The following is a 21510-nucleotide window of genomic DNA, read 5'->3' on the forward strand; positions in this document are numbered from 1 at the left end:
GGGCCGGGGGAGGCCGGACCACCGGGACGTCGGAAAGACGGGAAAGCCTCAGGCCAGGTAGGTCTCCAGCAGGCTGTTCTCGTCCATGTCCTCGCTGCGCCCGGACGCCACGATGTCCCCGACCACCATCACGTACGCCCGGTCGGCCACCTCCAGCGCGAGGCCCACGTTCTGTTCCGCCACCAGCACCGCGGTGCCGGTGGCGACCACCCGGTGCAGCGCGTCCAGCACGTCGCCCACGATGCGCGGGGCGAGCCCCATCGACGGCTCGTCGATCATGAGCAGCCGCGGGCGGGCCATCAGCCCGCGCGCGATCGCGAGCATCTGCTGCTCGCCGCCGGACAGCACACCGCCGAGGGAGTCGATCCGCCGTCCCAGCACCGGGAACAGTTCGATCATCTCGTCCATCCGCTCGCCGGCCTCGGAGCCGGGCAGCCGGCTGCCGCCCATGAGCAGGTTGTCCTTCACGGTGAGGGGGGACAGGATCGCCCGGCCCTCGGGCACGTGGCTGACGCCCAGCCGGGCGACCCGGTAGGCGGCGCGGCGCCCGGTCGCCCTGCCGTCGATCGTCACGGTCCCGGCCGTAGGCCGTACCAGACCGGAGATCGTGCGCAGCAGGGTCGTCTTGCCCGCGCCGTTCGGCCCGACCAGGGCCACGGCCTCGCCCGCACCGACCTCCAGGCTCACCCCGTGCAGCGCTTCGACGGCGCCGTAACGGGTGACCAGGGAATCAACGACCAGCATCCGGTGCCTCCACGGTGTCCGCTGTGCGACGTTCCTTGACGCCGAGGTAGGCCGTCTTGACCCGCTCGTCCTGCCACACCTCGTGCGGGCCGGCCTCGGTGAGCACGCTGCCCCAGTCCAGGACGACGACCCGGTGGCAGACCTCGGTGACCAGCCGCACGTTGTGGTCGACGAGCAGCACGGTCACGCCCTCGTCATTGATCATCTGGATGAGCCGTCCGATGTCGTCGGACTCGGCCCGGTTCATTCCGGCGGTCGGCTCGTCGAGCAGCAGCAGCCGAGGCTCGGTGGCCATCGCCCTGGCGATCTCGACCCGTCGCCGCATGCCGTAGGAGAGCTCGGCCACGTCCACGTCGATCACCGAGGTGAGGCCGACCCGGTCGATCAGCCGCCGCGCCACCTCGTGCTGCTCGGCCTCCTCACGTCTGCGCACCCGGCCGAGCTGCCAGCGGCGGCCCTTGAAGGACAGATGCCGGCCGATCAGCACGTTCTCCAGGACGGTGCTCTCGTCGAAGAGCTTCAGGTTCTGGTAGGTGCGGGCGATGCCCGCGGCGGCGAGCCGGTGCGGGCGCAGGTCGGCGAGATCGGACCCGGCGAGGGTGATCCGCCCGGCGGTGGGCTTCAGGTAGCCGCTGATCAGGTTGACCACCGTGGTCTTACCCGCGCCGTTGGGACCGATCAGGCCGTAGATGGCGCCCTCTCCCACGGAGAACGAGACGTCGTTCACGGCCTTCATGCCGCCGAAATGCTTGCTGACTCCGGACAACTCCAGCAGCGCGGTCATCGGCTCGCCACCTTCTCGGCAGGATCTTGGACGGTGGGCGCGGGCTGGTCCCGTCTGCCGCGCCAGCGGCGCCGCAGGCCCCGGTAGAGCGAGCGGTCGGACAGGCCGTTCGGCGCGACCAGCAGGATCACGACGAGCAGTACGCCGTAGATGACGTCCTCCCAGTTGGAACCCGCGAAGTGCAGCGAGTCGCGCAGGATCGTGAGCCCCCAGGTGACCAGGATCGGCCCCGCCCAGTGCCCGTTGCCGCCCACCAGCACGTAGGTGAACACGATGACCAGCGTGGCGAAGCCGTACTGGTCGGGGCTGATCACCGTGGTGCGGTGCGCCTCCAGGGCACCCGCGCACCCGGCGACGGCGGCGGCCGCGGTGAAGCTCACGAACCGGACGCGGAACACGTTCACCCCCATGCCCTCCGCGGTGCGCTCGTCCAGCCGTACCGCCTTGGCGGCCCGGCCGAAGTAGGAGCGGTGGCTGAGCTCAAGCAGTACGAACGCCACCAGCAGCGCGACGACCAGGTGCTCGGTCCTGACCTCGACCGGGATGCCGGCGATGCCGTTCGGACCGTTGGTGTAGTCGTTGATCCGGATCAGCACCACGATGGCCTGGGCGAGGGCCAGGCTGCCCAGGGCCATGTAGATGCCGCGCAACCGCAGCACCGGCGGGGCGAACAGCGCGCCGATCATGCCCGCCAGCACCGTGGCGGCGAGCAGGCCGATCGCGAACGGCAGCTCGGACTTGGTCGCGATGAGGGCCGCGGTGTAGCCGCCGACCGCGGCGAACCCCATCGGGGCGAGCGACATGATGCCGACCCGGAACGTGATGTGCACGCTGATCACGAGCAGGGTGAGGATGAGCGCGGTGTCCAGCCGGAACAGCTGGAGCGGTTCGAGCCACTCAAACACGGGCGGCCTCCTTCTTGCCGAAGAACCCGGACGGCCGCGCGACCAGCATCGCGAGGATGACGGCGAACGCGATGATCTCCCTGAACGAGCTGGAGACGTAGGTGGTGGCGTAGACCTCGACCACGCCGAGGACGAGACCGCCGATGATCGCGCCCTTCACCGAGCCCATGCCGCCGAGGATGATCACCGCGAAGGCGATGAGCAGCAGCCCGTCGCCGGACGAGTACGACACCTGCGCCGCCGACGCGGCGACGAAGATGCCCGCCACCGCGGCGAGCGCGCCGGCGACGAAGAAACAGATCGAGAAGACGAGCTGGCTGTTCACACCGAGCAGCTCGGCGGTCTCCCGGTCGTGGGCCACCGCGCGGACGGACCGGCCGGACTTGGTCCGGTTCAGCCAGTACGCGAGGCCCACCATCGCCACCACCGCGATCACGAACATGACCACCTGGAGCCGGGGCACGTTCTGGCCGGCGAACTCGAAGGCGCCGACCGGGAAACCCTGCCGGGGGAACGCCTCGGTCTGCGCGTCTGTGTAGGTGCGCAGCACCGTGGTGAGCACCAGCGAGACGCCGATCGTCGCGACCACGAAGGAGAACTCCGGTGCCTTGCGACCGCGCAGCGGTGCGAGGACGACCAGGTCGATCAGCACCGACAGCACACCGGCCGCCACCATGCCCACCAGGATCGCGACCGGTACGGGGACGCCCAGGCGCAGCGAGGCCAGGGCGGCGAAGGTGCCCCAGGTCAGGATCTGCGCGTGGGCGAAGTTGAGGAGGTTGAGAACACCCCAGACCAGGGTGACGCCCACGCCCAACAGGGCGTAGGTACTCCCCAAGGCCAAGCCGTTAATGGTCTGTTGCACACCGTCCTCCGTTCCCTCTCGTGGCCCCGGCCCTGGCTGTCCGCGGTGTGACGAGATCGGGGCCAGCGTTGCGTTTCCTCGTTAACACCGGCGTTACGTGGGCGGGAGAGCCCGGCGGGGGTATGGTCGCGGCCGTTATCGGTGTCCCGCGCGGGGCGGCGGCGCCGGTCATCCGCGCCCGCTCCCGGCCGGGGGTGCGGAGGGGCCGGAGAACTCCATCAGGTTCAGCAGCGTCCCGTCGGGGTCGAGGATGGTGACCACGCGCCGCTCGCGGCCCGGCATGGGGACGAGCGTGACCGGCCCGCCGACCACGGGGATGCCGTGCTCGGTGATCCAGGCCATCGTGGTGTCCATGTCCTCGACCCGCAGCCCCAGGCGGGCGAGCCCCGCGTCCTTGGCCGTGCGCGGCGCCGGTGCGCCGCCGTCGTCGGTGAAGTGCAGCAGGTCCAGATAGGTGTCGGTGTCCCGGGAGCTCCAGCTGAGCAGGGCCGCCTTGCAGCGGACCGGCCCGGTGACGTCCAGGATCGTACGGAAGTCGTCTCCGGCGTCGAACTCGAACGGCTGCCCGAGGATCCGGGCGCCGAGCAGGCGGGTGTAGAAGTCGAGCGATCGGTCGAAGTCGCTGCAGACCACGTTGGCGTGGACGAGGTGGTCGATTTTGAAGGTCATCGCGAGGTTTCCTCCGGGATGGGCGGCAGGGGCGATGGGCGAGGGTGATGGGCGGCGGGGGCGATGGGTGGTGGGGGCACCCGCCGACGACGACGCCCCGGCACACCGTGGTGCGGCGTGCCGGGGCGGCGGATCGGTCTGGGCGGTCGGGTCGGTCGGGGCGTCAGGGCGGGTGGCGCGGGTCAGGCCTTGCAGCCGGGGGACTTCTGCTCGTCGAACAGGGTGATCTTGCTGTCCACGATCTGGAGCTTGGTGCCCTTGACGTCGGCGGCCCGGTTCTGGGTGAAGCCGATCTTGCCGAACGGGGTGTCGAGGTCGCTCAGGGCCGCCAGCGCGTCCCGGACGGCCTTCTTGTCGTTGCTGCCGGCGTTCTTGAAGGCGTGCGCCATCGACCACAGCGACGCGTAACCGGCCGCCTCGAAGACGGTGGCGGAGCGCTGCGCGCCGTTCTGCTTCCAGTAATCCAGGAAGTGGCTGTTGTTGCCCTCACTGCTCTGGCCGTTCCAGGCCGTCACGTACACGAAGCACTGCATGGCCTCGCCGGCCTGCTCCATGGTGGCGTCGCTGACGTCCGGCGCCATGAACACCTGCTTGTCGAAGCCGATCTCGTCGAGCTGCAGGTAGATCGTGCTCATCATGCCGGGCAGCGGCATGGTGACCAGCACGTCGGGGTTCAGCTGCTTGAGCTTGGTCAGCTGGGCGCGCACGTCGGTGTCGGTGCCGACGAAGGTCTCGGTGCCCAGGGTCTGGAGACCGGCCTGCTCCAGTGCCTCCTGGCGCTTGCCGATGACGTTCTTGGCCGCCTCGGAGTCGCTCTGGTACAGGTACGCCGCGGTCTTGAGGTCGCCGAACGCGGCGGCGAACTCCTTGTCGGCCGGGGGCATCACGTTGGCCATGTCGGGATAGAGACGGAACATGTAGTCGCCGATCTCGGTGACGCCGCCCGAGGAGAGGCCGACCGCCATGGTCGGGATGCCGTTCTGCTGCAGCTGCGGTCCCGCGGCGAGGAACGACGGGGTGAGGGTGAAGCCGACGACCGCGTCGACCTGGTCGGAGGCGAGCTTGAGCACCGCCTGCACGGCCTCCTGCTTGTCCGCCTTCGTGTCGATCTCCACCAGCTCGATCTTCGAGCTGCCCAGGAAACCGGTGTCGTTGATCTCCTTGGTCGCGAGTCGTACGCCGTCGCGCTCGCTGGTCCCCACACCGGCGATGCCCGCGGCGCCGCTGACGTCCAGCGGAACACCGATCTTGATGGTGGCGGGCAGGCCGCCCGACTGCGCGGTGCTTCCCTCGTCACCGCCGGAGCCGCACGCCGTCGCCAGCATGGCTATCCCGAGAACAGCTATTCCGAGTTTGCTCTTTCGCATGTGAACCTCTCATATCGCCGGCTCCGCTGCGGGGAGCCACCTGGGACGTGACGGCGAAGCGCCGGCAGGACCAGATACTGCGGAGGTCTCGTTAACGTGCGCGTTACGTTGGGCGGGCGGAGTCGCGGGGTCACAGACGGCAACGGTCGAATCAGGACAGACCTGGCCGATTCGCGGACGGCGACGGCCGATTCACGACGAACTCGGGGACGGCGACCGGCGATTCAGGACGGACCTGGCCAATTCGCGAACGGCAACGGTTGATCAGGGACGGACCTGGCCGATTCGCGGACGGCAGTGGTCGAATCGGGGCGGATCGGCCGATTCACCGACCCAGCAGGTTCTCGGTGGGCCGGTCGGCGGCCGACAGGATCTCCGCCACCCGGGCGAGCACCTCCTCGTCGAGCTCCACCGCGAGGCCGCTCAGCCCGTCCGCCACCTCGGACGCGTTGCGGCAGCCGAACAGCGCGATGTCCGAGTACGGTTCCCGCACGGTCAGGGCGAGGGTGAACGCGGCCAGCGAGAGGCCCAGCGACCCGGCCAGCTCCCGCAGCCGCCCGGCGATCGCGACGTTGGCGGCGAAGGCGTCCCCGGCGAAGAACACGTTGCCCGACGTCCCCGAGCGGCCCTCGCGCCGGCTGCGGCCGCGCCAGTCCTCCGGCTCGAACTCGTGGTCGGGGCGGAAGTCCTCCGACAGCAGACCGTGCACGTACGAGCCGTAGGTGACGCGCAGCCCGCCGCGCGCCCCGGCGTCCGACAGCTCGGTCAGGTAGCGGTGGTCGAGCAGGCTGAAGCTGTACTCGACCGCGGACGGGATGCCGGTGGCGAGGGCCCGCCGGCTCGCCTCGGCGCCGAAGTTGCAGAAGCCGACGTCGCGGACGAGGCCCTCGTCCTTGAGCCGCTGCAGGTTCTCCATCTGCTGCTCGGGGGTGAGCGCCGGGTCGAACTGGTGCAGCAGGTACACATCGACCTGGTCGGTGCGCAGCCGGGTCAGCGACTCGTCCATGAACCGGCGCAGCGCGTCGTAGGAGGAGTCGCAGACCAGGGTGAGCAGGTTCGTCGGGTCGCTGTAGCGCACGCCTCCCTTGGTGCACAGCCGGACCTCCTCGCGCCGGCCCTCCAGCATCTCGCCGACGATCGCCTCCGACCGGCCCGAGCCGTAGAAGTGCGCGGTGTCGAAGAACCGCACCCCGGCCGTGTACGCGGCGTCGACGGCGCCCCGGGCGGACTCCTCGTCCACCGCGCCGTACCCCTGCGCGATCATCGTGCCGCTTCCGAAGCCGACGCGGCCGATCAGTTCGTTCCCATCAGGCATGACGGTTTCCTCTCCTTCGTCGGCGCGCGGTGCGGCGGCCGTCACTTGTCCTCGAAGCCGGCGCCACCGGCGGATGTGCGTACCACGGCGGTGCCCGTCATCACGACCGCGCCGTGCTGGTCGGTCACGGCGAGCGTGACCGTGGCCGTTCCCGCCGAGCCGTCCACCGACTCGACCTCGGCCCGCGCGGTCAGTGTCGCGCCGGGGAAGACCGGGGTGCGGAACCGTGCCTCGTACCGGAGCGGCGACTCGGGACCGAACCACTCGGTGATCACCCGGCCGGCCATCCCCATCGTGAGCATGCCGTGCGCGAACACCGACGGGTAACCGGCGGCCTCCACCGCGAACCGCTCGTCGGTGTGCACCGGGTTGAAGTCGCCGGACGCGCCCGCGTACTGGACGATCCTGGTCCGGGTGAGGTCCCTGACCAGCGTCAGCTCCCTGGTCTGGCCCACCGCGACGTCCAGCGTGAGGTCCACCGCGCTGTTCGCCGCGCCGTCTGCCGCGCTGTTCGCGGCGGGGGGGACGGCGCTCATTCGCCCGCTCCGACCGGACGGGCGGTCCGCACCGTCACCAGGGTCGAGGTGACGACCGGTTCGCCGTTCTGGTCGCGGTACTCGGTGACCCGCTCGGCGAAGGTGAGCGCACCGCCGCGCCGGCCCTCCTTGGTCCAGGTACGGCCGGGGCGGTCCACCGCGCTCAGCACGTCGCCCTCGCGCACAGGCCGGTGATACTCGAACCGCTGCTCGGCGTGCAGGCCGAGGTCGGCCGACTCGGGGCCGCCGGTCCCCGACGGCGTGCTCCCCGACCCGACCCACGGCTCGCCCGGCTTCGGGCGGACCGCGCTGTCGGGGTCGTAGTGGTCGGCCGCCCAGACGAAGGTCGGCGGGGCGATCGCGGGAGTACCGGTCATCGCGCCGTGGTAGGCGGGGTCGAGGTCGCCTATGGCCCGCGCGAACATCATGATGTGGCCCCCCTCGACCGGGAACCGTTCGACTGCCATGCTTGTCCCTCCTGCTCGGTGATTGTGATCTTTGTCTGCCGCCGTTCACCCCGAAGTTACGGACGCGGTTCGTAACGTCGGGGGTAACGTGCGCCCGGACACGCTGGCCGCCACCGTTTCGCGACGGCGAGACGCCGTCGCCGAGGAGGCACGAGTGTCCGCCGTTGCACGACCGCGGATCGGGCTCAACCTGCCGCTGCGCTTCGCCGCCGGCACCGCCCCCAAGGAGATCGCGACCTGGCTGCGCGAGGCCGACGCCTCGCCGGTCGACGCGCTGTGGACCCTGGACCAGCTCGCGGGCCGGACGCCGACGCCGGAGCCGGTCGGCATGCTCGGCTTCGCCGCGGCGCACACCTCACGGGTGCGGCTGGGGGTCGCGGTGCTGGTCGCCCCCGGGCGCAACCCGATCACCGCGGCCAAGGAACTGGCGAGCCTCGACCGGCTCGGCGGTGACGGCCGGTTGGTCGTCGGGGTCGGCAGCGGCGACCGCCGGCTGTTCCCCTCGCTGCGACTGGACGACTGGGGGCCCGGGGCGGTGCTGGACGAGTTCCTCGTCGCGGTGCGCCGGCTCTGGACCGAGGACGAGATCGACCACGAAGGCCCGATCTGGCCCTTCACCGGGGTCGGGATCAGCCCGCGCCCGGTCGCGCCGCCCCCGCTCTGGGTCGGCGGCGGGTCGGTCCCCGCGCTGCGCCGGGCGGCGCGGCTCGGATCGGGCTGGGTCGCGGCCGGACGGCAGCCCACCGCGCGGTTCGCCGAGCTGGCCGTCCGGCTGGACGAGGTCCTCGCCGAGGAGGGGCGGGCCAGGGAGACCTTGGCCGTGGCCAAGCGGGTGTACCTGCTCGTCGAACCGCGGCGCTCCCGGGCCGAGCGGACGGTCGACGCCTGGTTCTCCGCCTTCTACGGAAGCCCCGAGCACGGCAGGGAGGCCACCGTCTACGGGGACGTCGAGTCCTGTGCCGAGCAACTGGCCGAACTGGGCGGGCTGGGTGTCACCGACCTGATCCTGCACCCGCTCGACGAGTCGGACCGGCACGGGGCCGCCGTACTCGGCGAGTTGCTGCCCGCCCTCGCGACGGCCCCGGCCCCGAGGGGCTGAGTGGCTTCGCGCTCGGGCGACCTCGGCCGCCCGAGCGGTCCTAGCGCTGCTTCGCCGTTCGGGCGAAGTCCCAGCTCGACCAGTGCTCGGGGCGGACCACGATGCCGACCCGCAGGCCCGACAGCGCCATCTTCCGGTAGTCGGGCCTGCCGGGCTCGGGGTAGTTGCGCGAGATGATCGCCTCGCCGATGCGCAGCATGGACTCGTCGTCCTCGACGAGGTCCACCCGGCCCGACACGGTCAGGCCCTTCAGCTCGGAGTAGTCGTCGCCGGACTCCACCAGGCAGGTGATCCGAGGGTCGTTCCGCAGGTTGCGCGCCTTCACCGAGCTCCGCTGGGTCCACATCACGATGTCATGGTCGATCAGGCCGAACCACATCGTGGCCAGGTGCGGCGAGCCGTCGGGGTTCAGCGTGGCCAGGTGCAGGCTCTTGCGCGTCAGCAGGTAGTCGTACAGTTCGTCCGCCTCGATCGGCAGCGGTCCCTTGCCCATGCCGGGCTCCTTTCTCCCGCCCTCACTACACCGGGTCGAGAGCACCCGGTCGCACCCGCGCACGGCGTAACGCGGCGGGTAATGGGGGGTCGCGTTACGTGGCGCCGAGTACCGGAACCAGCCGAGTACCGGAACCATCCGAACGGGGGTCCTGCCACGTGATCGTGTCGGCAGACGACGGCATCCAGCTCAACCTCTCCGGCGGCCCCGAGGTCGACGCCGAGATCGTCCACTTCCGGAGCGACGGCCTGCGGTTGCGCGGCGTCCTGGTGACGCCGAGGGAGCGGGCCGGGGCGGTACCGGCCCTCGTCGCGAGCCACGGCTGGAGCGGCGCGGTGAACTTCCGCGTGCTGCCGCTCGCCGGGCGGCTCGCCCAGCGCGGGTACGCCGTCCTCGCCATCGACCACCGCGGTTTCGGCGACAGCGAGGGTGTCCGGCTGCGTTGCGACCCGGCCGAGCAGGTACGCGACGTCTCCGCCGCCGCGACCTACCTGGCCGGACGGCCGGAGATCGACGGCTCGGCGCTGGGCGTGATGGGCGCCAGCTTCGGCGGGGCGATCGCGGTCGCCGCCGCGGCCGCCGACGAGCGGCTGAAGGCGTGCCTCTCGCTGGTCCCGCTCGCCGACGGGCGGCGCTGGCTGGAGGAGCTGCACGGGGCGGACCTGCCCGCGCTGCTGGCGCGGCTGGATCGCGACGACGCGGAGCGGGCGCGCAACGGGTCCGGAGGGGACGGCGCGAAAGGTGCGCGTACCGGGTCCGGAGGGGACGGCGCGGAGGGTGCGCGTACCGGGCCCGGGGAGGGCGGCGCGGAGGGTGCGCGTACCGGGGTGGGGGAGCGGGTGCCGCTGTCGGTGTTGATGCCGCTGCCGCCGAGCCCGGCCCTCGACGCCGAGGCCGCGTTCATCCAGTCGGTCTACCCCGAGGGATACCCACTGGAGAACGTCCGGCTGGCGCTGGACTTCTCGCCGGAGAGCCTCGCGCCCGCCATCGCGCCGCGCGCGCTGTGCCTGATCACTCCGGTCGACGACACGGTGATCTCCGCCGACCACTCCCGGGCCGTGTACGCACGGGCCGGGGAGCCGAAGGAGCTGCACCTGCCGCCGGAGGGCGGCCACGGCGGGCCGATGGGACCGCTGACGGACACCACAGCCGAGATCGCCGGGGCCTTCCTGGACAAGCACCTGCGCCCGTCGGGCGGTGCGTCGTGACCGGCCCCATGGCAGGCTCCGTGACCGGCCCCATGGCAGGCTCCGTGACCGGCCCCATGGCAGGCTCCGCGACCGGCCCTGTGACCGGCACCGCGACCGGCCCAGCGACCGGCCCTGTGACCGGCGCCGTGAGCGGGCGGCTGGACGGTCGTACGGCCGTGGTCACCGGCGGCGGCTCGGGCATCGGACGCGCCACGGTCGAGCGCTTCTTCGCCGAGGGCGCCTCGGTGGTGCTCGCCGACCTCGCCGAGTCGGCCGCCGCCGTCGCCGCCGAGATCGACCCCTCGGGAGAGCGGGTGGTGTTCCAGCGCACCGACGTCGGCAGCGCCGAGCAGGTGGAGGCCGCCTTCACGGCGGCCGTGGACCGTTTCGGCCGGTGCGACATCGCGGTGAACAACGCCGGCGTCATCGCCGGCGGTCCGATCGACGCCGACGGCGCGGACGAGGACTTCGAGCGCCTGTGGCGGATCTGCGTGGCCGGGGTCTGGTACGGCTGCCGCGCGGCTCTCGCGACCATGCGGCCGCGCGGCGGCGGCGTCATCCTGAACACGGCCTCGGCGGCGGCGCTGTGGCCCACCCCCGGCGCCCCGGCGTACGGGCTGGCCAAGGCGGCCGTGGTGCACCTGACCCGTTCGCTCGCCCTCGCGTACGGCCCCGACGGGGTGCGGGTCAACGCGGTCGTGCCGGGTCCGGCGAAGACCGCGATCTTCGCGGCGGCGGGCGCGGCGGACGACGGCCTGGAGGCGAGGTACGCGGCCAGGACGGCGCTCGGCCGAATGATCGATCCGCAGGAGGTCGCGGCGGCCTTCGCCTACCTGGCCTCGGACGACGCCCGCTCGGTCACCGGCGCCGCGCTCCAGGTCGACGCCGGATACCGCCCGAGCGCCACGTGAGGCACCCTCTCCCCGCACTTCCTCAATCCCTTGAAAGTCAGGAGTAATCACGATGACCTATCTGGTCACCGGCGCGACCGGGTTCATCGGCTCGTACGTCGTCGACCGGCTGCTGCGCGACGGCCACCGGGTCGTCGCGCTCGACCGGCGGCCCGAGTGGGCGGCCGAGCCGTCCGGCGCCCCGGACGCGCTCACCTTCGTCGAGGGGGACGTCACCGACTTCGCGCTCGTCGCCGACCTGGTCAGCACGCACCGGGCGGACCGGATCATCCACCTCGCCGCCGAGTTGCACGACCGGTCGGCGGCGCAGCGCGGGCAGTGCATCCAGTCGAACATCGTCGGCACCTACAACGTGCTGGAGGCGGCCAGGCTGCTCGGCGTGGAGCGCACGGTGCTGGCGAGCAGCGCCGCCCTGTTCGACCCGGCCGAGTACGGCGCGGGGGAGCCGATCACCGAGGACGCCAGGATCCACGCCGGCGACGTGTACGAGGGCAGCAAGGTCTTCGGCGAGACGATGGGCGAGTACTACCGGAGCTCGCTGGGCGTGATGAACACCTCGATCAGGATCGGCCTGGCCTACGGCGCCGCCTGCCTGATCGGCACCGCCCGCCGACTGATCGACGAGCTGGTCACCAAGCCGCTGGCCGGTGAGACGGGCCGGCCCGCGTTCCACTCCGGGTCGATGATGAACATGGTGTACATCCACGACACGGCCGACGCGTTCGTCCGGGCGAGCCAGGGGCCCGAGCCTCTGCACAACGCCTACCACGTGCGCGGCGACTACCGCAGTGTCGGGGAGATGGCGGAGATCGCGCGCGGGTTGATCCCCGGCGCCAGGATCGAGCCCGCCGACGCCGACCACCGCTGGCCGATGAACTTCGACGACACGTACTTCCGGCGGGACTACGGCTACGAGACGCGCTGGCCGCTGGAGGAGGCCCTCGCCGAGATCGTGGCGGAGAAGCGCGCCCTCCTCGCCCCGGCCGGCTGACCGGCCGTGACCACGGCGCCCCGGCTGACCGGCCGGGGCGCCTTCCGGCATGACGGGCGACCGCGGGTCGCGAACGGCGCACCCGTGACCGGTCGGGGCGTTTCCGCACGCGTGACGTCGACGGCAGCGTCGTCGACGGAGTACTCGTGACCGGCCGGGCGCCTCGGCGCGATGAGCCGGATGAGCCGGATGGATCACCGCAACGCCGACGGCGCCCCCGCGAGTCGCGGGGGCGCCGTCGGCGTGCGTGGGTCAGGCGGTGCTCGCCTGCCGTGGCAGCGAGGCGAGCGGCTCCGGGCTCTCCAGCGCGGTCACGTCGCCCGGGTCGGCCCCGATGTAGACCGCCCGCGCCACCCGCCGCATCACCTTCCCGTTGCGCGTCTTCGGCAGCGCGTGCACCGCGTGCACCGCCTTGGGCCGGGTCGCCTTGCCCTCCCTCGCCACCACCGACGCCTCCAGCCTGGGCAGGACCAGGGCCGGGTCGGCGCCTTCCGCGAGTACGACGAAGCAGACCAGCGCCTCGCCCTTCAGCTCGTCGGGGACGCCGACCGCCGCCGCCTCGACCACCTCGGGGTCGTCGACGAGCAGCGACTCGATCTCGGCGGGGCCGACCCGCTTGCCCGCCAGCATGATGGTGTCGTCGGAGCGGCCCAGCAGGAACCAGTGCCCGTCGGCGTCGACATAGGCGAAGTCGCCCTGCTGCCAGGTGCCCGGGTAGCGGCTCCAGTACGTCCGCAGATACCGCTCGGGGCCGTCCCACAAGCCCTTGGTGATGCCCGGCCACGGGCCACGCACGACCAGTTCGCCCACCTCGCCCCGGACCGAGCGCCCGTCGGGGTCGAACACGTCGGCCGCCATGCCCAGGGTGGGGCCGGAGAACCCGGCGGGTTTGATCGGCCGGTGCACCGAGCCGCTCACGATGGACGCGCCGCACTCGGTGCCGCCGCTCATGTTGACGATCGGTGTCCGCCCCTTGCCCACGTGGCGGAAGCACCACCACCACGGCTCCAGGTTCCACGGCTCGCCGGTGCTGCAGATCGCCCGCAGGTCGGGCAGGTCGTGCGCGTCCGGCCACCGGTCGCCCAGGCCGGCCAGGATCCTGACCAGGGTGGGGGAGACGCCCAGCACCGTCACCCGGTGCCGCTCGACCAGCGACCAGAGCCGGTCGGGCGTGGGGTGGTCGGCGGTGCCCTCGTACAGCACGGCGGTGGCGCCGTTGGTGAGGGCGGCGGTGATCGTGTAGACGCCCATCACCCAGCCCATGTCGGTGAGCCACAGCAGCCGGTCGCCCCTGTCCATGCCGTACCCGTGTCTCGCCTCCTGCGCGAACTTGAACGGCAGGCCGGAGTGGGTGTGCAGGCAGCCCTTGGGCCGGCCGGTGCTGCCCGAGGAGTACAGCAGGATGCAGGGGGTCTCGGCGTCCAGGACCGGGGTCTCCGCGACGGGCTCGGCCGCGGCGAGCGCCTCGTCCCACCATTCGTCGCGGCCCGCGGTCATCGGGGCGTCCCGGCCCAGCCGGCGCACCACCAGCACGGTGCGCAGCTCCGACAGGCCCTCGGCGGCCTCGTCGAAGGTCTCCTTCATCGGGACGAGCCTGCCTCGGCGCTCGAAGCCGTCCGCGGTGACCATCAGCTTGGCGCCGGAGTCCAGCAGTCGTTCGCGCACCGGGGTGGGGCCGAAGCCGCTGAAGAACGGTGCCACGACGGCGCCGATCTTGGCGGCGGCGAGCACGACCACCACGGCCTCGGGCACCATCGGCAGGTACAGCGCGACCACGTCGCCCACGCCGACGCCGCGCGCGGTGAACGCGCCCGCGGCCCGGTCGATGCGCTCCTTCAGTTCGCGGTAGGTGACGGTGCGGACCGAGCCGTCGTCGCCCTCCCAGACGATCGCCTCGTCGTCGCCGCGGTTCTCCTCGACCCACCGGTCCACCGCGTAGTCGGCCCAGTTGAGCCCGCCGCCCTTGAAGAAGTGCGGGAACTGCGGGCCGTCCGACAGGTCGAGCACCGTGTCGTACGGTCGCCGCCAGCGCAGCACGTCGTCGGCGGCGGCGCCCCAGAACCACTCGGGGTCGGCGGCGGCGCGGGCCGCCACCTCCTCGAAGGTGGCGATTCCGTGCCTGGCCGCCATCCGTCCCAGCGGGGTGGCGGGGAAGTCGGCGGGGTCGGGCTCCCAGGCGACCGGGAGCCGGTCGAGTTCGTCGATGTTCATTTGATCGCCATCGGGTTGAGCGGCGAGCCGACCGCCTTGGTGAACGGGAGCGGCCCCGCGGCGAACATGAACTCGTACACGCCGTCGTCCGCGCAGTCCTCGGCGAGCTTCTCCAGGTCGAAGATCTCGCCGATCAGCAGTCCCGCGTTGACCAGCAGCACGATGTGCACCGGCTGGAAGATCTCCTCCAGTTCGTTCGGCCGCACCTCCATGCCCCAGGTGTCGGTCGCGACCCCGGCGATCTCGTTCCCGCAGATCCAGTGCGCCGAGTCCAGGGTGAGGCCGGGGGCGTCGCCCGCGGCGTATCCGCCCCAGGCGCCCTGTTCGCGGCACATCGCCATGTGGCCGGTCCTGACCAGCACGAAGTCACCGCGACCGACGGCGACCCCCTGGGACTCGGCGCACGCGGCCAGTTCGGCGCTGTCGATCCCCTGCCCCGGCTCCAGCCAGGGCACGCCGCGGTGGCGGGGGATGTCCAGCAGCACGCCGCGCCCGACGACCTTCTCGGTCATCAGGTGGATCGCGTTCTTCTCCGCCCCGGTGCTGGAGACGTGCTCCTGCCCGTAGCCGTTGTACATCTTGCCGTCGTAGAACACGTGCGACAGCGCGTCCCACTGGGTGCCCGACTGCAGGGGCATGTAGATCGCGTCGTCGGCGTACCTCAGCCGGGCCATGTGGTCCTGTGCGCCGATGGCCGCGTCGCCGCCGTCCTGCAGCATGAAGTGCAGCGGGTTGACCCGTCCGCCCCAGCCGTTCTGGGGGCCGTTGCCGTCGTAGGGCAGCGCACAGGAGATGATCTTGCCTTGCCGGACCAGTCCCGCCGCGGCGACGACCATCTCCGGCTCGATGTGGTTGAGTGTGCCGAGCTGGTCGTCCGGGCCCCACCTGCCCCAGTTCCGGTACCGGTCGCACAGCGCGTGCACGTCGTCGAGCGTCACCTTGCGTGCGGACCCGCCGCCGGTGTCAGTGCTCATCCCGATGTCTCCTCATTCTCACGAAACCCTCACGAAACCCTCGTGAACCCGTGGACGGCGGCGGGTCAGTCCTGCGCGGGCAGGGTGCCGAAGCGCCGGCCGAACCAGTCGGCGATCAGCTGGCGGGCCGGGTCGGGCTCGTCGGTCTGGCAGTGCTCGGCGCCGCCCTCGGCGACGGTGAAGATCCGCAGCGTCTTGTCCGTGGAACCGGCCGCCGCGTAGGCCTTGTGCGCGTCCTCGACCGCGACCTGGCGGTCGTTCTCGCCGTGCACGATGAGCAGCGGTTGGGTGATCTTGGGGAGTACGTCCACCAGCGTCCACTGCCTGACGCGTTCCAGGCCGGCCTCCATGGTGTCGGTACCCATCACCCAGGGCAGCTGGAACCACGGCACGGACACGGTCTTGGACCGGGTCGCCCAGCGCTTCTCCCAGGTGGCGCCCCAGTCCCAGATGCCGCCCCAGGCGGCGCACGCCTTGATCCTGGGCTCGAACGCGGTCGACCGCGGCGCGTAGTAGCCGCCGAGGCTGATCCCCATCACGCCGATCCGGCTCGCGTCCACGTCGGAGCGGGTCTCCAGGTAGTCGATCACGGCAGCGGTCGGCACCTCGTAGTCGGGGCGCGAGGGTACGTCGCGCAGCCGCAGCGGCTCGCCCACGCCGGGGCTGTCCATCACCAGGCAGCTGATGCCCCGGGGGACGAACTCCTCCTCGATGAAGCCGTAGAGGAACTCCTTGGTGACGTCGAAGCCGCCGTAGAAGATCACGACCGGGGCGGGTTCGGCGGTCCTGGCCGGGATGAGGTAGCCGGGCAGTACGCCGTCGGGCGAGTCCACCTCGATCCGCTCCACGTTCAGCGGCACCAGCTCGATCGCCTTCTCGAAGGCGTCCAGCGATGCCTGGTAGCTCGCGCTCTTCTCGGGGCCCGGGGGGATCTGCCGCTCGCCGCTGGCGTGGTAGACCGAGGCGCGCAGGTAGCGGAGGCCGGCGCTGCGGCGCAGCCCGGCGGAGAGGTCCTCCGCGGCCTGCGTCTCCTGCTGCTCGGCCATCCCCGCCCACGCCTTGCCCCAGGCCTCGTTGTCGGGCTCGCCCTCGCGCAGCGGCGACAGCCACCGGTTCATCTCGCCGAGCGAGCCGCCCGCCATCAGGGCGAGGTTGAAGGCCGAGGACCACATGTAGTTGTCCGGGAAGTAGTAGAACACCGAAGGGCTCCGTTCGCGTACGGGAAGGGTGGCGCTACGGTCACCTCACCCCACCCGGCGTTACCACCGCCGTTATGGGCCCGGGGCCGGATCGGGGGTCGTCACGGGGGTGGCCCGGGTGATGGCCGAGGTGACGCCCTGCGGCGCAGCATCGACAGGCGGGGACCGCGGCATCGACAGGCGGAGACCGTTGGAAGCCGGCGGCGATCCTCACTATCTGTTACTTAGATCGCAGTGATCAATAAAGCCCACAATGTGTCGAAAAGGGTATTAAAAACGGCAACACTCTTGACATAAGTATTGCCATAGCACTTGATTGAAGTGCGGCTTCACTCGACGGGGGTTTCGGTGAAGTTGCCGCGAAGCTACGTTCTGGTGAACTGAGGCTGGCATGATCTTGAGTCACAAGGTCCAACCCCCTGGACTGCCGCGTGGGACGATCACCAGGGACCGGCTGGACGAACAGTTCGCCGCCTTCCTGGTGTCTCACGAGACGATTGTGATCTTCGCTGCGGCCGGCTCGGGCAAGACCGTGCAGACCCGGATGTTCGCCACGCGACTCGGCTGGCCGCTGGCCTGGCTCACCCTCGACGCCGGCGACCGCAGCCCGTCCCGGCTGATGGTCTACCTGGCCGAGGCGCTGTCCGGCCTGAATCCCGAGGCACCCAGGACGGTGGAGTCCGCCCTGGCGGAGGGCTTCCCGACGACCGAGGTGGCCGCGATGCTCGCCGAGAGCGTCGCCGACACCTCCCTGCTGCTCGTCCTGGACGACTGCGAGTGGCTGGTGGACGCGGACGAGGCGCTCGCCGTGCTCGGCATCTTCCTCGACTACCTGCCGCCGGGTGTCCGTACGGTCATCCTGAGCCGCGAGGACCTGAGCGGCCCGATCGGCCGGATGATGATGCAGGGCAGGATCGCCAGGATGAGCGGCGAGGACCTCGCCCTCGACATGGAGGAGGCCCGCACGCTGCTCGCCGCGCACGGTCAGGACGGGCGGGACCCGGCGCCGCTGATGGAGGCCACCAAGGGCTGGATCGCCGCCGTCGCCTTCGACATCGTCCCCGGCCTCAAGTCCGAGAACGGGCCGGACGCGCTGGCCGGCTTCGTCTCCAGGGAGATCCTGGCCCGCCTCCCGCAGGAGGAGCAGGACTTCCTGCTCCGCACCTCGATCCCGGCCATCGTCACCGCGCGGGCCGCGGTCGCCCTCTGCGGCGAGGACGGCTACCGGCTGTGGCAGTCACTCGGCTCGCGGCACCTGCCGGCGACCAAGGCCGACCGCGCGCTCGTCTACCACCCCCGGTTCCGCCAGTACCTGCGCGAGCAGCTGCAGGCGCGGCTGCCCGGCGAGCTGCCCGGCCTGCAGAGCCGCTACGCCCGGCTCCTGGAGGAGACCGGGATGCACGAGGACGCGGTCGAGACCTACCTGGAGGCCGGGGAGGTGGAGAAGGCCGCGGACGTGGCCGAGAACGCCGTCGCCGCGCTGTCCGCCCGCGCCGACTGGCGGGTCCTGCTGCGCTGGCTGGAGACGTTCGGCATCCAGGTGGTCGAGTCCCGGCCGATCCTGCTCGGCGCCCTGCTGCGCGCGCTGTACGGGGTGCGGCGCATCCCCGAGGCGCAGGCGCTGATCGGCAGACTGCACCAGGAGGGCATGCTCGGCGACGTGGCCAAGTCCGACCCCGGCGCGGTCGCGTTCGTCGGATACGCCATGCAGTGGCGCCCGGCCCAGGCGCTTGAGCTGATCCGCAACTACGAGGGCGACTTCAGGGCCGAGGCGGTCCGTTACGAACTGGAGGCGGTGGCGGGCCGCGAGCCGGTCGCCTCCCCGCCCGGCAGGGACTGGGTGGACAGCGAGCGCGTGTACTCCTGGGGGCTGCTGGTGCAGGGGCGGCTGGACCAGCTGCTGCGGATGCTGCCCGAGGAGGGCGACTGGCCGCCGCGCTCGTTCTTCCGCACCCCGCACCCGCTGCTCGCCCTGGTCTGGCGCGGCGAACTGGCGCTCGCCCGCGAGCTGCTGGACGAGGTTCCCGAGACGATCAAGTTCGGCGCGCACACCGACCTGTGGTTCTTCCACGAGGCGTGGCTGCTGTGGGCCGAGGGGCAGACGGAGAAGGCGCTGTGGGCCGCCGAGTCGGCGGTCGAGCACAGCCGCAGGACCCGGTTCGGCTGGGAGCCCTGCTTCGAGGTCGTGGTCGGCGTCCTGCAGCTCACCCTGGGCAGGGTGGACGACGCCCGGATGACCCTGGCCGACGCGATCAGCCGCTCGGCCGCGAGCGGCAACCGCTGCTACGCCGAGTGGGGCCAGACCTTCCAGGGCCTGGCCTACCTGCGGATCGACCGGCCGGAGGACGCCGCGCGGGTGCTGCGCAGCGCGACCGAGGCGATGCGGGCGGCGGGCCGCACCCTGATGCTGCCCTTCGCCGCCACCTACCTGGCCGAGGCCGAGGCCAGACTGGGCAACGCCGAGGCGGCGTCGGCCTCGGTCGAGCTCGCCTACGAGACCGCGAACGCGATCGGCTGCCTGTTCGTCCTGAAGAACGCGCTGAACGACGTGCCGGGGGTGCTGCGCCGCCAGATCGAGAACGACGCCGGCGGCACCCGCTGGCGTCAGCTGGTCGGCCACCAGCCGCCGGAGGCGCGCAAGCGCCAGCCGGTCGCGGCCTCCGAGCGGGTGATCGTCGTCGACGTGCACACGCACGGCCCGGTGCTCGACCTGATCGTGGACGGCGTGCCCCGCTGCTCGCGCCGGACCAAGGTGCTGGAGCTGGCCGCCTACCTCACGCTGCACCCCGAGGGCGTGGAGCGGCACCGGTTGCAGGAACGGCTCTTCCCCGACGCCGACCCGCGCCGAGGCGGCAACTACTTCCGCCAGGTGGTGCACAAGCTGCGCCAGGCGACCGGGGTGAACCTCGCCAGGACCTCGCAGAGCCACGTCCGCTGGGCCGACGGCCTGTACGTGGACAGCACCGACCTGCGCTTCGAACGGATGATCAAGGACGCGTACGGGCTGCGCGGCGCGGAGCGGCTGGAGCGGATCGAGTCGACGCTGGAACTGGTCGAGGGGCCCTACCTGCCGGAGAGCGAGCTGGAGTGGGCCGAGGAACGCCGGCACGAGCTGGAGGTGATGATCGTCAACGCGGCGGTCGACGCCGCCGAGGTGGCGCTGTCGCTCGGCTACCTGGAGCGTGCCAGGCGGGCGGCCTCGTTCGCGATCAACCGGGACCCGTTCTGCGAGTCCGCCTACTGCGTACGGATGCAGGTGGAGGGGGCGCTGGGCGCGCCGCACGCGGTGCTGGCCGAGTTCCAGCGGCTCACCAAGGCCCTGGCCGAGCTCGGAGTGGGGCCGACGCCGACGACCCGGCAGCTCGTCAGCGAGCTGCGCGGGAGCTGACCCCGCGGCCTTCCGAGCCCGTCGCCCGGGCCGTGGACGCGGGCCGGGGAAGCGGTCCGGCGGCGGTCGTCACGACCGCCGCCGGATCCGGACGCGCCCGTCGGACCTCGACGGGCCGGGAGCCCGTCGGGCATGGAGAGCCGTCGAGAGCCGTCGAGGGCCGGAGACCGTCAGGCATTGACGGAGCGAGGAGCGCCGTCAGGGCCTGACGAACAGGGGCACCGTCAGGGCCTGACGGCCCGGGGCACCACCGTCAGGCCTTGACGAGCCTCGGCAGCGAGAGGCCGAACAGGTCGATCGCGTTGTCGTGGGTGATCGCGGAGACCACCGACTCGTCGATGCCCTGGAAGTCGTGCGCGACCTGCTCCTGCGAGTAGGGGAAGTTGCCCTCGGTGTGCGGATAGTCCCCGGCCCACATCAGCCGCTTCTCGTCCAGCATGGGCAGGGTGAGGATGCCCGGACGGTCGTCCTCGAAGGTGGCCCAGAAGTTGCGGTTGAAGTAGTCGCTGGGCTTCATCGCCAGCTCGGGGATCGTCCAGCGGTGGTGGTCGTTGAACAGGTGGTCCATGGTGTTGAGCTGGAAGGCGATCCAGCCGATGCCGCCCTCGACCAGGATGAACCGCAGGTTCGGGTGGCGTTCGGGGACCGCGCCGTAGACCAGCTGCATGAACACCCAGCCCAGGCTGATCTTGTTGCCGACGGCGGTGGTCCAGAACACGCCGGGGGTGGTCTTGTCGTTGAACATGGCCACCTGACCGGCGGCCTGGTGGAACCCGACGGGCAGCCCGATCTCCTCCAGGACCGACCACAGCGGCTCCCAGTGGTCGTCGCCCCAGGCCATGCCGGGGACCGCCTGCGGGAGCAGGAAGGTCTTGGCGCCGCGCCCGGCCCAGCGCCTGGCCTCCTCGATCGCGGGCTCGACGGGGCCGGGGCCGACCGGGAGCGCGACCGCGCCGATCAGCCGGTCGGGGTCGTGCGAGCAGAACTCCTCGAACAGCCAGTCGTTGTACGCGCGCACGCACGCGACCTTGAGCTCGAAGTCGGGGATGCTGTGCACGATCAGCCAGCCCGGGTAGACGATCTCGGCGAGGATGCCCTGACTGTCCTGGTCCTCCAGCCGGGCGACCGGGTCGTACGCGCCGGGCCGCTGGTCCTCGAAGCGGTAGCCGGTGGGCTTGGTGATCACACTGTTGATCTTTGTGTTGATCATGGCGCCCTCGGTGCCGACCGGCTTGGGCGACATCCCGGTGTTGGGCACGATGAAGAAGTCGCCCTTGTCGGTGGACTGGACCTGGGGTGCCTGGTGCTGGAAGCGCTGCGGCAGCCGCTTGAGCCAGAGGTCCTTCGGCTCCACGACGTGGGAGTCGACCGAGATGAGCGGGCGGGGCTTACCAGTGGTCAT

At 71.5% G+C, this 21510-nt stretch carries 19 protein-coding genes; 5 read left to right on the top strand and 14 right to left on the bottom strand.

The features are described from left to right. Positions 1-48: 48 nt before the first annotated feature. The 9 genes from ABT352_RS06360 to ABT352_RS06400 all read right to left on the bottom strand — a co-directional run bounded on the left by ABT352_RS06360 (position 49) and on the right by ABT352_RS06400 (position 7652). Positions 49-744 (bottom strand): ABC transporter ATP-binding protein, encoded by a 696-nt coding sequence (locus tag ABT352_RS06360; RefSeq protein ID WP_350942931.1) that lies wholly within the window; start codon positions 742-744, stop codon positions 49-51. Continuing rightward, a complete protein-coding gene (locus ABT352_RS06365; RefSeq protein WP_350942932.1) occupies positions 731-1528 on the bottom strand; it encodes an ABC transporter ATP-binding protein in 798 nt (265 codons plus the stop codon). Before ABT352_RS06365 ends, ABT352_RS06360 begins: the two co-directional genes overlap by 14 nt. Continuing rightward, positions 1525-2433 (bottom strand): branched-chain amino acid ABC transporter permease, encoded by a 909-nt coding sequence (locus tag ABT352_RS06370; RefSeq protein WP_350942933.1) that lies wholly within the window; start codon positions 2431-2433, stop codon positions 1525-1527. Before ABT352_RS06370 ends, ABT352_RS06365 begins: the two co-directional genes overlap by 4 nt. Next, the gene (locus tag ABT352_RS06375; RefSeq protein WP_350942934.1) at positions 2426-3277 is read right to left on the bottom strand and encodes a branched-chain amino acid ABC transporter permease; all 852 of its coding nucleotides are present in this window, start codon (positions 3275-3277) and stop codon (positions 2426-2428) included. The genes ABT352_RS06370 and ABT352_RS06375 overlap by 8 nt, the downstream gene beginning before the upstream one ends. A 189-nt stretch (positions 3278-3466) precedes the next feature. After that, on the bottom strand, positions 3467-3967 hold the full coding sequence (locus ABT352_RS06380; protein ID WP_350942935.1) for a VOC family protein: 501 nt from the start codon (positions 3965-3967) through the stop codon (positions 3467-3469). Positions 3968-4149: 182 nt separating this feature from the next. Continuing rightward, entirely contained in the window at positions 4150-5334 is a 1185-nt protein-coding gene (locus tag ABT352_RS06385; protein WP_350942937.1) for an ABC transporter substrate-binding protein, read from the bottom strand. A 325-nt stretch (positions 5335-5659) separates the two neighbouring features. Next, positions 5660-6649, bottom strand: coding sequence for an aldo/keto reductase (locus tag ABT352_RS06390; RefSeq protein WP_350942938.1), 990 nt, complete (start codon positions 6647-6649; stop codon positions 5660-5662). 41 nt (positions 6650-6690) lie between these two features. Further along, on the bottom strand, positions 6691-7185 hold the full coding sequence (locus ABT352_RS06395) for a MaoC family dehydratase (RefSeq protein WP_350942940.1): 495 nt from the start codon (positions 7183-7185) through the stop codon (positions 6691-6693). Continuing rightward, positions 7182-7652, bottom strand: a complete 471-nt coding sequence (locus ABT352_RS06400; RefSeq protein ID WP_350942942.1) for an FAS1-like dehydratase domain-containing protein — start codon at positions 7650-7652, stop codon at positions 7182-7184. Before ABT352_RS06400 ends, ABT352_RS06395 begins: the two co-directional genes overlap by 4 nt. Positions 7653-7806: 154 nt before the next feature. Here ABT352_RS06400 and ABT352_RS06405 point away from each other — a divergent pair, with 154 nt between their 5' ends. Further along, positions 7807-8751 carry an LLM class flavin-dependent oxidoreductase gene (locus ABT352_RS06405; RefSeq protein WP_350942943.1) on the top strand — a complete coding sequence of 315 codons (945 nt, stop codon included), beginning with the start codon at positions 7807-7809 and terminating at the stop codon, positions 8749-8751. Between the two features lie 40 nt (positions 8752-8791). Here ABT352_RS06405 and ABT352_RS06410 read toward each other — a convergent pair whose 3' ends face one another. Further along, positions 8792-9244 (bottom strand): PPOX class F420-dependent oxidoreductase, encoded by a 453-nt coding sequence (locus ABT352_RS06410; RefSeq protein ID WP_350942945.1) that lies wholly within the window; start codon positions 9242-9244, stop codon positions 8792-8794. Positions 9245-9408: 164 nt separating this feature from the next. On the opposite strand from ABT352_RS06410, the gene ABT352_RS06415 reads away from it, so the two are divergent. Genes ABT352_RS06415 through ABT352_RS06425 form a run of 3 tightly spaced genes read left to right on the top strand, consistent with a single transcriptional unit; the run spans position 9409 to position 12336 of the window. Further along, positions 9409-10452 (top strand): alpha/beta hydrolase, encoded by a 1044-nt coding sequence (locus tag ABT352_RS06415; RefSeq protein WP_350942947.1) that lies wholly within the window; start codon positions 9409-9411, stop codon positions 10450-10452. 44 nt (positions 10453-10496) lie between these two features. Continuing rightward, positions 10497-11345, top strand: a complete 849-nt coding sequence (locus ABT352_RS06420; protein WP_350942948.1) for an SDR family NAD(P)-dependent oxidoreductase — start codon at positions 10497-10499, stop codon at positions 11343-11345. 52 nt (positions 11346-11397) lie between these two features. Next, a complete protein-coding gene (locus ABT352_RS06425; RefSeq protein WP_350942950.1) occupies positions 11398-12336 on the top strand; it encodes an NAD-dependent epimerase/dehydratase family protein in 939 nt (312 codons plus the stop codon). Between the two features lie 252 nt (positions 12337-12588). Here ABT352_RS06425 and ABT352_RS06430 read toward each other — a convergent pair whose 3' ends face one another. The 3 genes from ABT352_RS06430 to ABT352_RS06440 all read right to left on the bottom strand — a co-directional run bounded on the left by ABT352_RS06430 (position 12589) and on the right by ABT352_RS06440 (position 16720). After that, positions 12589-14547, bottom strand: coding sequence for an AMP-binding protein (locus ABT352_RS06430; protein WP_350942952.1), 1959 nt, complete (start codon positions 14545-14547; stop codon positions 12589-12591). Next, on the bottom strand, positions 14544-15521 hold the full coding sequence (locus tag ABT352_RS06435) for a cyclase family protein (RefSeq protein ID WP_350942954.1): 978 nt from the start codon (positions 15519-15521) through the stop codon (positions 14544-14546). Before ABT352_RS06435 ends, ABT352_RS06430 begins: the two co-directional genes overlap by 4 nt. 65 nt (positions 15522-15586) lie before the next feature. Further along, positions 15587-16720, bottom strand: coding sequence for an alpha/beta hydrolase family protein (locus ABT352_RS06440; protein ID WP_350942956.1), 1134 nt, complete (start codon positions 16718-16720; stop codon positions 15587-15589). Positions 16721-17111: 391 nt separating this feature from the next. Between ABT352_RS06440 and ABT352_RS06445 the strand changes: the two genes are divergently transcribed. Continuing rightward, positions 17112-20108: an ATP-binding protein gene (locus ABT352_RS06445; RefSeq protein ID WP_350942957.1), complete on the top strand. Its 2997-nt coding sequence runs from the start codon at positions 17112-17114 to the stop codon at positions 20106-20108. A 253-nt stretch (positions 20109-20361) separates the two neighbouring features. Here ABT352_RS06445 and ABT352_RS06450 read toward each other — a convergent pair whose 3' ends face one another. Beyond that, a complete protein-coding gene (locus ABT352_RS06450) occupies positions 20362-21510 on the bottom strand; it encodes an amidohydrolase family protein (protein WP_350942959.1) in 1149 nt (382 codons plus the stop codon).

It is taken from the genome of Streptosporangium sp. NPDC000563 (genome assembly GCF_040299985.1).
Taxonomy (GTDB): Bacteria; Actinomycetota; Actinomycetes; order Streptosporangiales; family Streptosporangiaceae; genus Streptosporangium.